This window comes from Brachybacterium sp. HMSC06H03, assembly GCF_001807385.1.
Taxonomy (GTDB): Bacteria; Actinomycetota; Actinomycetes; order Actinomycetales; family Dermabacteraceae; genus Brachybacterium; species Brachybacterium conglomeratum.
Window position 1 is genome coordinate 1 of record NZ_KV788965.1, and the last position, 5,986, is coordinate 5,986.

7 protein-coding genes are annotated in these 5,986 nt (G+C 74.5%); 6 read left to right on the top strand and 1 reads right to left on the bottom strand.

The window, feature by feature from the left end:
* From HMPREF3159_RS16475 to HMPREF3159_RS16495, 6 genes are all read left to right on the top strand, one after another.
* Nucleotides 1-933: ABC transporter substrate-binding protein (locus HMPREF3159_RS16475; RefSeq protein ID WP_246821663.1), on the top strand; the 933-nt coding region annotated here is incomplete at its 5' end.
* Between the two features lie 32 nt (nt 934-965).
* On the top strand, nt 966-1,352 hold the full coding sequence (locus HMPREF3159_RS17735) for a periplasmic substrate-binding domain-containing protein (protein WP_210388896.1): 387 nt from the start codon (nt 966-968) through the stop codon (nt 1,350-1,352).
* A complete protein-coding gene (locus tag HMPREF3159_RS16480; RefSeq protein ID WP_070502286.1) occupies nt 1,349-2,392 on the top strand; it encodes an ABC transporter permease in 1,044 nt (347 codons plus the stop codon). The genes HMPREF3159_RS17735 and HMPREF3159_RS16480 overlap by 4 nt, the downstream gene beginning before the upstream one ends.
* A complete protein-coding gene (locus HMPREF3159_RS16485; protein WP_070502287.1) occupies nt 2,389-3,270 on the top strand; it encodes an ABC transporter permease in 882 nt (293 codons plus the stop codon). The genes HMPREF3159_RS16480 and HMPREF3159_RS16485 overlap by 4 nt, the downstream gene beginning before the upstream one ends.
* Nucleotides 3,267-4,982 (top strand): dipeptide ABC transporter ATP-binding protein, encoded by a 1,716-nt coding sequence (locus tag HMPREF3159_RS16490; RefSeq protein ID WP_070502288.1) that lies wholly within the window; start codon nt 3,267-3,269, stop codon nt 4,980-4,982. The genes HMPREF3159_RS16485 and HMPREF3159_RS16490 overlap by 4 nt, the downstream gene beginning before the upstream one ends.
* On the top strand, nt 4,979-5,491 hold the full coding sequence (locus HMPREF3159_RS16495) for a GNAT family N-acetyltransferase (protein ID WP_070502289.1): 513 nt from the start codon (nt 4,979-4,981) through the stop codon (nt 5,489-5,491). The genes HMPREF3159_RS16490 and HMPREF3159_RS16495 overlap by 4 nt, the downstream gene beginning before the upstream one ends.
* A gap of 19 nt (nt 5,492-5,510) precedes the next feature.
* Here HMPREF3159_RS16495 and HMPREF3159_RS16500 read toward each other — a convergent pair.
* The coding region (locus HMPREF3159_RS16500) for an LLM class flavin-dependent oxidoreductase (protein WP_141748275.1) at nt 5,511-5,986 on the bottom strand (476 nt) is incomplete at its 5' end.

Here is a 5,986-nt window from a genome sequence, read left to right on the forward strand (position 1 = left end):
CTCGGCGCCGGTGCGCTCGGCCTCGCCGCGCTGCCCCTGGCCGGCTGCGCCCTGGACGGCGCCCTCGCCGACGGGGGCGGCAGCAGCGTCGCGGGAGACGACCTCGAGCTCTCCTTCCTCATCTCGAACCTCGACGGCGGCTGGGTCCCCTCCAAGAGCGCGATCTCCAGCTACGAGGCGAACGTGTGGCAGCAGCTGACCGACAAGCTCGTCCACACCGATCCCGAGGGAGCCGTCACCCCCTGGATCGCGACGCACTGGGAGCAGAACGAGGAGGCGACCGAGTACGTGCTCCACCTGCGGGGAGGCGTCACCTTCTCCGACGGCACCCCGCTGGACGCCGAGGCGGTGCTCGCGAACCTCGAGGCCTGGGCCGTCGGCCGCCCCGACGAGGGCCTGGCACGGGTGGGCCTGTTCCCCGGCGGCACCTACGAGGGCGCCGAGGCGCTGGATCCGCTGACCGTGCGGGTCACCTTCACCGCGCCGACGCTGTCCTTCCTGCCCACCCTCGGCTATCACGGCTGCCAGCTGATGGCCCCCTCCTCCCTCGCCCTCTCCCTCGAGGAGCAGGCCGACCTGGCCCGCCAGATCGGCTCTGGACCCTTCGTGCTGGAGAGCTGGGAGCCGCGGCAGCGCGTGCGCCTGGTGCGGCGCGAGGACTACGACTGGGCTCCGGAGGCGCTCGGTGCGAGCGGGCCGGCGCAGCTCGCCGCGATCACCTTCACCGTCCTGCCCGACGACACCCTGCGCGCCTCCGCCGCCAGGGCCGGCCAGACCGATCTCTCCTACAACGTGAACCCGCGCGCCTCCTCGACGAGGCGGGTTGGACCGGCCGGAACGCCGACGGCTTCCGGGAGAAGGACGGGGTCGAGCTGGGCTTCACCATCTACCCCACCCCGTACCTCACCGGCTCCGTCCCGGAGGCGGAGCTGATCTCCCAGCACCTGGGCCGGCTCGGCATCCGGGTGGCCACCCAGAAGCTCGACATCCCCACATGGACCGAACGGGTCACCAACAACCCCGAGCAGGGTGTGAACGAGGTGACGCGCAGCTTCGTGGACGTCGGCACGGTCGCCGGCGTGATCACCGACGAGGGCGAGGACTGGTTCCAGACCGGCTCCTCAGATGCGGAGCTGGTGCGGCTGCGGGACGAGGTCGCTGGCGCCGCGACCCGCGAGGAGCGGGCACCGCTGGTCGAGGAGCTCTCCCGCCACGTGCTCGAGCAGGCGTACTTCATCCCGCTGGAGCAGAACGTGCAGCGCATCTACGTCCAGTCCCCCGACCTCCGCGGCATCACCTTCAACGCGGTCGCGATCCCCTCCTACCACGCCGCGACCAAGGAGAAGCCATGACCGCTCTGTCCCCCGGCGCGACCCCCACCGCCCCGGGCGGTCCGACGTCGGGCCTCGCCCCCGCGGCCCCGTCGGCCGCCGCGCGCACCACCCGCCGCTACGCCTCCTTCGCGGCGCGCCGCACCGGGCAGGCGCTGATCGTGGTGGTGCTCGCCTACGTGCTCGTGTTCGCGGTGCTCGCCGCGATCCCGGGCGATCCGATCTCCGCGCAGCTCGAGGACCCCCAGGCCGGGTACAGCGAGGCGGAGAAGGCGCAGATCCGCGCCTTCCACGGCCTGGACCGGCCCGTGCCCGTCCAGCTCGTCGTCTCGCTGGGCCATGCGCTGACGGGCGACCTGGGCACCTCGCTGTCGACCTCCCAGCCGGTCACCGCGATGCTCGCCGCGGCGATCCCCTCGACGCTCGCGCTGGCCGCGACCGCGCTCGTCCTCGCCGTGCTGATCGCGGCGGTGCTGGCCCTGGCCTCCCGGCTGCTGCCCGAGGGCCCCGCGAACACCCTGGTGCGCGCCCTGCCCGCGGCGTTCCTCTCGACCCCGAACTTCCTGATCGGCCTGGTGCTGATCCAGGTGCTCGCGGTGACGCTGGGGTTGTTCAGCCTGGTCGAGCCGCACAGCCCCGGCTCGACCCTCGCCGCCGCCCTGACCCTCGCGCTCCCGGTCTCCGCGCAGATCGCGCAGGTGTTCATCACGGCGCTGGACGAGGCGGCCGGTCAGGACTACGCCGAGGTCGCGCTCGCGCGCGGCCTGCGCCCGGGACAGGTCGTGGTGCGGCACCTGCTGCGCCCCTCCCTGCTGCCGACGGTGACGATCATCGGGCTGGTGCTCGGCGAGGTGCTCGGCGGCTCGCTGATCACCGAGGCGATCTTCGGCCGCTCCGGCGTGGGCACGCTGGTGCAGAAGGCCGTCGCCGCGCAGGACGTGCCGGTGCTGCTCGCGGCCGTGGTGCTCTCGGCGCTGGTGTTCGTGGTGGTGAACCTCGTGATCGACCTGCTCTATCCGCTGCTGGACCCGCGCCTGCGCGGGAAGGAGGATCTGCGATGAGCGTCCTGGATGCCGCCCCCGGCCCGGTCGCCGGCGGTCCCGTCGCCGCCGCGACGGCCCCGGCCCGTGCCCTCTCCCGTCGTCTGCCGCCCGTGAGCGTGCTGGCGAGCCTCGCCGTGCTCGCCGTCGTGCTCCTGTGGTCGCTGGTCCCGGGCCTGGTCACGGGGCACGATCCTGCCGTCGGCGTGCCGGACGACAAGTTCACCGCGCCCGGCGCCGAGTACTGGCTGGGCACCGACCACCTGGGCCGGGACCTGCTCACCCGCATCATCCACGGCTCCGCCTCCTCGATGACCAGCGCCCTGATCGCGGTCGCGATCGGCGTGCTCGCCGGCGGGCTGCTGGGCCTGCTGGGCGGGTACCTGGGCGGCTGGGTCGACGCGGTGATCGGCCGCGTGGTCGAGGTGCTCCTGGCGATCCCGGGGTTCCTGCTCGCGGTGGTGATCGTGACCGCGCTCGGCTACGACACCCGCAATGCGGCGATCGCGACCGGCGTCTCGGCGGTGGCGGTGTTCGCCCGGCTGATGCGCTCGGAGGTGCTGCGGGTGCGCACCAGCGTGTTCATCGAGGCGGCCCGCCTCAGCGGCGCCTCGGCCGGATACGTCCTGCTGCGCCATGTGCTCCCGAACGCGGTGCGCCCCGTGCTCTCGCTCGCGGTGCTCCAGTTCGGCATCGCGATCCTGGTGATCGCCGGCCTCGCCTTCCTCGGCTACGGCGATCCGCCGCCCGCCTCCGACTGGGGTCTGCTCGTCTCCGACGGCCGCGAGCACCTCCTGCACGCCCCGTGGCTCGTGATCGCCCCGGGCCTGGTCATCGCCGTCGTCGTGCTGTCCGTGAGCCGCCTGTCCAGCTGGCTCGACCTCGGGAGGAACCGATGAACTCCACTGCCGCATCCACCGCCGACGCGTCCACCGCCGACGCCTCCGCCGCCGAGGCTCCCGACGCCACCGCAGCGACCGCCGACACCGCCGCCCCTGCCCCGCCGCTGCTGCAGGTCGAGGACCTGCGCGTCGCCTACGGCCCCGCCGAGGTGGTCCACGGGGTCTCCTTCGCCGTCGGAGCGGGCCGGGCGCTGGCCCTGATCGGCGAGTCCGGCTCGGGCAAGTCCACGATCGCGCGGGCCGTGCTGCGCCTGCTCGGCACCCGCCGCGCCCGCGTGGACGGGTCGATCCGGATCGAGGGCCGCGAGGTGACGGGCCTGCGCGAGCGGGAGTTCCTGCCGCTGCGCGGGAGGGTGCTGGGCTTCGTGCCGCAGGACCCGGGCTCCTCCCTGAACCCGGTGCGCACGATCCGGGCGCAGGCCCTCGAGGCGGCGGCGCTCGTGCCCGGCGCCCGTCGCGGCACCGAGCGCGAGGCGCTCGTGCACGCGGCGCTCGAGCGGGTGGGCCTGCCCGAGCCGGGTCGGATCCTCGACTCCTTCCCCCATCAGCTCTCCGGCGGGCAGCTGCAGCGGGTGCTGATCGCGCTCGCGATCCTGCCCGGCCCGCGGCTGCTGATCGCCGACGAGCCCACCAGCGCCCTCGACGTCACGGTCCAGAAGCAGATCCTCGACCTGCTCGATGAGCTGCGGGCCGAGCTCGGGATCGGGATCCTGCTGATCACCCACGACCTCGCCCTCGCCGCCTCCCGCGCCGACGAGGTGGTGGTGCTGCAGCAGGGCGAGGTGCAGGAGGCCGGCCCCACCGCGACCGTATTTACCGTGCCCCGCGCGGAGTACACCCGCGCGCTGCAGGCCGACGTGCCAGGGCTGAACCCGGACCGCTTCGCCCCGCTGCGCGCCGAGCGGGACGCGCGCCACCCAGCCGGCGTCGCGCACGTCGAGGCCGGCCGCATCTCCCGCACCTTCCGCACCCGCGACCGGGAGGTCCGCGCCCTCGCGGAGGTCTCCTTCACGATCCCCCGCGGCCGCACCCATGCGCTGGTCGGCGAGTCGGGCTCGGGCAAGTCCACCGCGGCCCGGGCGCTGCTGGGGCTCGAGACGCTGGATGCCGGCACCCTCTCCGTCGGCAGCCGTCCCGTCGACCCCGCCGACCCCGTCGGGCTGCGGGCGCTGCGTCGCGACCTGCAGCTCGTCCACCAGAACCCCTTCACCTCGCTGGACCCGCGCTTCACCATCGAGCGGATCGTGCGCGAGCCGCTCGAGCACTACAAGGTCGGCGACCGCGCCGACCGGGCGGAGCGGACGGCGTGGGCGCTCGAGGCGGTGCGCCTGCCCGAGGCGCTGCGCGGCCGGCGTCCGGGAGCGCTCTCGGGCGGGCAGCGGCAGCGGGTCGCGATCGCCCGGGCCCTCGCGCTGCGTCCCGAGGTGCTCGTGCTCGACGAGCCGACCAGCGCCCTGGACGTGACGGTGCAGGCCTCGATCCTCGAGGTTCTCGCCACGCTGCAGCGGGACCTGGGCCTGACCTACCTGTTCATCTCGCACGACCTCGGGGTGGTGCGGCAGTTCGCCGACACCCTCACCGTGCTCCGCCGCGGCGAGGTGGTCGAGTCCGGGACCGTCGAAGAGATCTTCGCCGCCCCGCGCGAGGAGTACACGCGCCGGCTCATCGCCTCGATCCCCGCCCGCCAGGACGTGGGGGCCAGCGCATGACCACCACCGCCTCCTCCCTCGCCGTCCTGCCGGGCGGCCGGATCCTGACCTGGGCCGACACCGACTGGGACGACCCGCGCGGCGCAGCGCTGCGGGAGGCGATGGACGTCGAGCTCTCGCCCCGCTACGCGGCCCTGCGCCAGGGCTCCCCTCGCCCGGCACCGCCGAGCGCCGAGGACGTGGCCGTGGTGGTGCTCGCGCTCGTGGACGGGAAGCCCGCCGCGACCGGGACCCTGCGCCGCCTGCCGGACCGCTGGGAGGTCAAGCGCCTTGTCGTCGACGCGGACCACCGAAGGCTGGGCCTCGCGAGCCGGATTCTGGCCCGGCTCGAGGACGCGGCCCGGGACCACGGCGCGGACGAGCTCTTCCTCCAGACCGGGAACCGCCAGCCCGAGGCGATCGCGCTCTACGAGCGCGAGGGCTGGAAGCGGATCGAGGTGTTCGCGCCCTACGACCCGGCCGACGGGATCAGCGTGTGCTTCCGGAAGGCGCTGCGGGCGGCCGAGTGACGACCCGATCGACGAGCGTTCAGCCGAGCAGCTGCACGACCCGCGCGTCGGAGCCGGCGAGCGCGGCGCGGTCGAAGGTGGCGCCCGCGGCGAGGAGCTCGTCCGCCCCGGTCGCCTCGAGCACTCGCTCCACGCGCGGGCGCAGCGTCGCAGGGCTGCCTGTCCAGGCCCTCTCGAGGCCCTTCTCCACCCGGTCACGCTCGCGCGAGGTGAGGTCCTGCTCGCGGATCCGGGCCGGGTCCTCCAGCGGCGGGAAGGCGCCGGTCCCCCGGGAGCGGACCATCGCCCACACCTCGGGGAGCGCGAGCTCACGCGCCTCGGCGTCGTCATCCGCGACGAGCAGGTCCATCGAGACCATCACGTGCGGGGCGCTGCCGCGGTGGGGGCGGAACTCGCGCCGGTAGGCGGCGACGCGCTCGCCCACGTCCTCCGCGTGCAGGACGGGCCCGCCGAGCACCACGCCGAGGCCGAGCCGGGCGGCGATGCCGAGCCCGG

Bases quoted from the DNA above. Each gene is read 5' to 3' on its own strand.
- HMPREF3159_RS16480 (WP_070502286.1), top strand. From the start codon at position 1,349: ATGACCGCTCTGTCCCCCGGCGCGACCCCCACCGCCCCGGGCGGTCCG.
- HMPREF3159_RS16485 (WP_070502287.1), top strand. From the start codon at position 2,389: ATGAGCGTCCTGGATGCCGCCCCCGGCCCGGTCGCCGGCGGTCCCGTC.
- HMPREF3159_RS16490 (WP_070502288.1), top strand. From the start codon at position 3,267: ATGAACTCCACTGCCGCATCCACCGCCGACGCGTCCACCGCCGACGCC.
- HMPREF3159_RS16495 (WP_070502289.1), top strand. From the start codon at position 4,979: ATGACCACCACCGCCTCCTCCCTCGCCGTCCTGCCGGGCGGCCGGATC.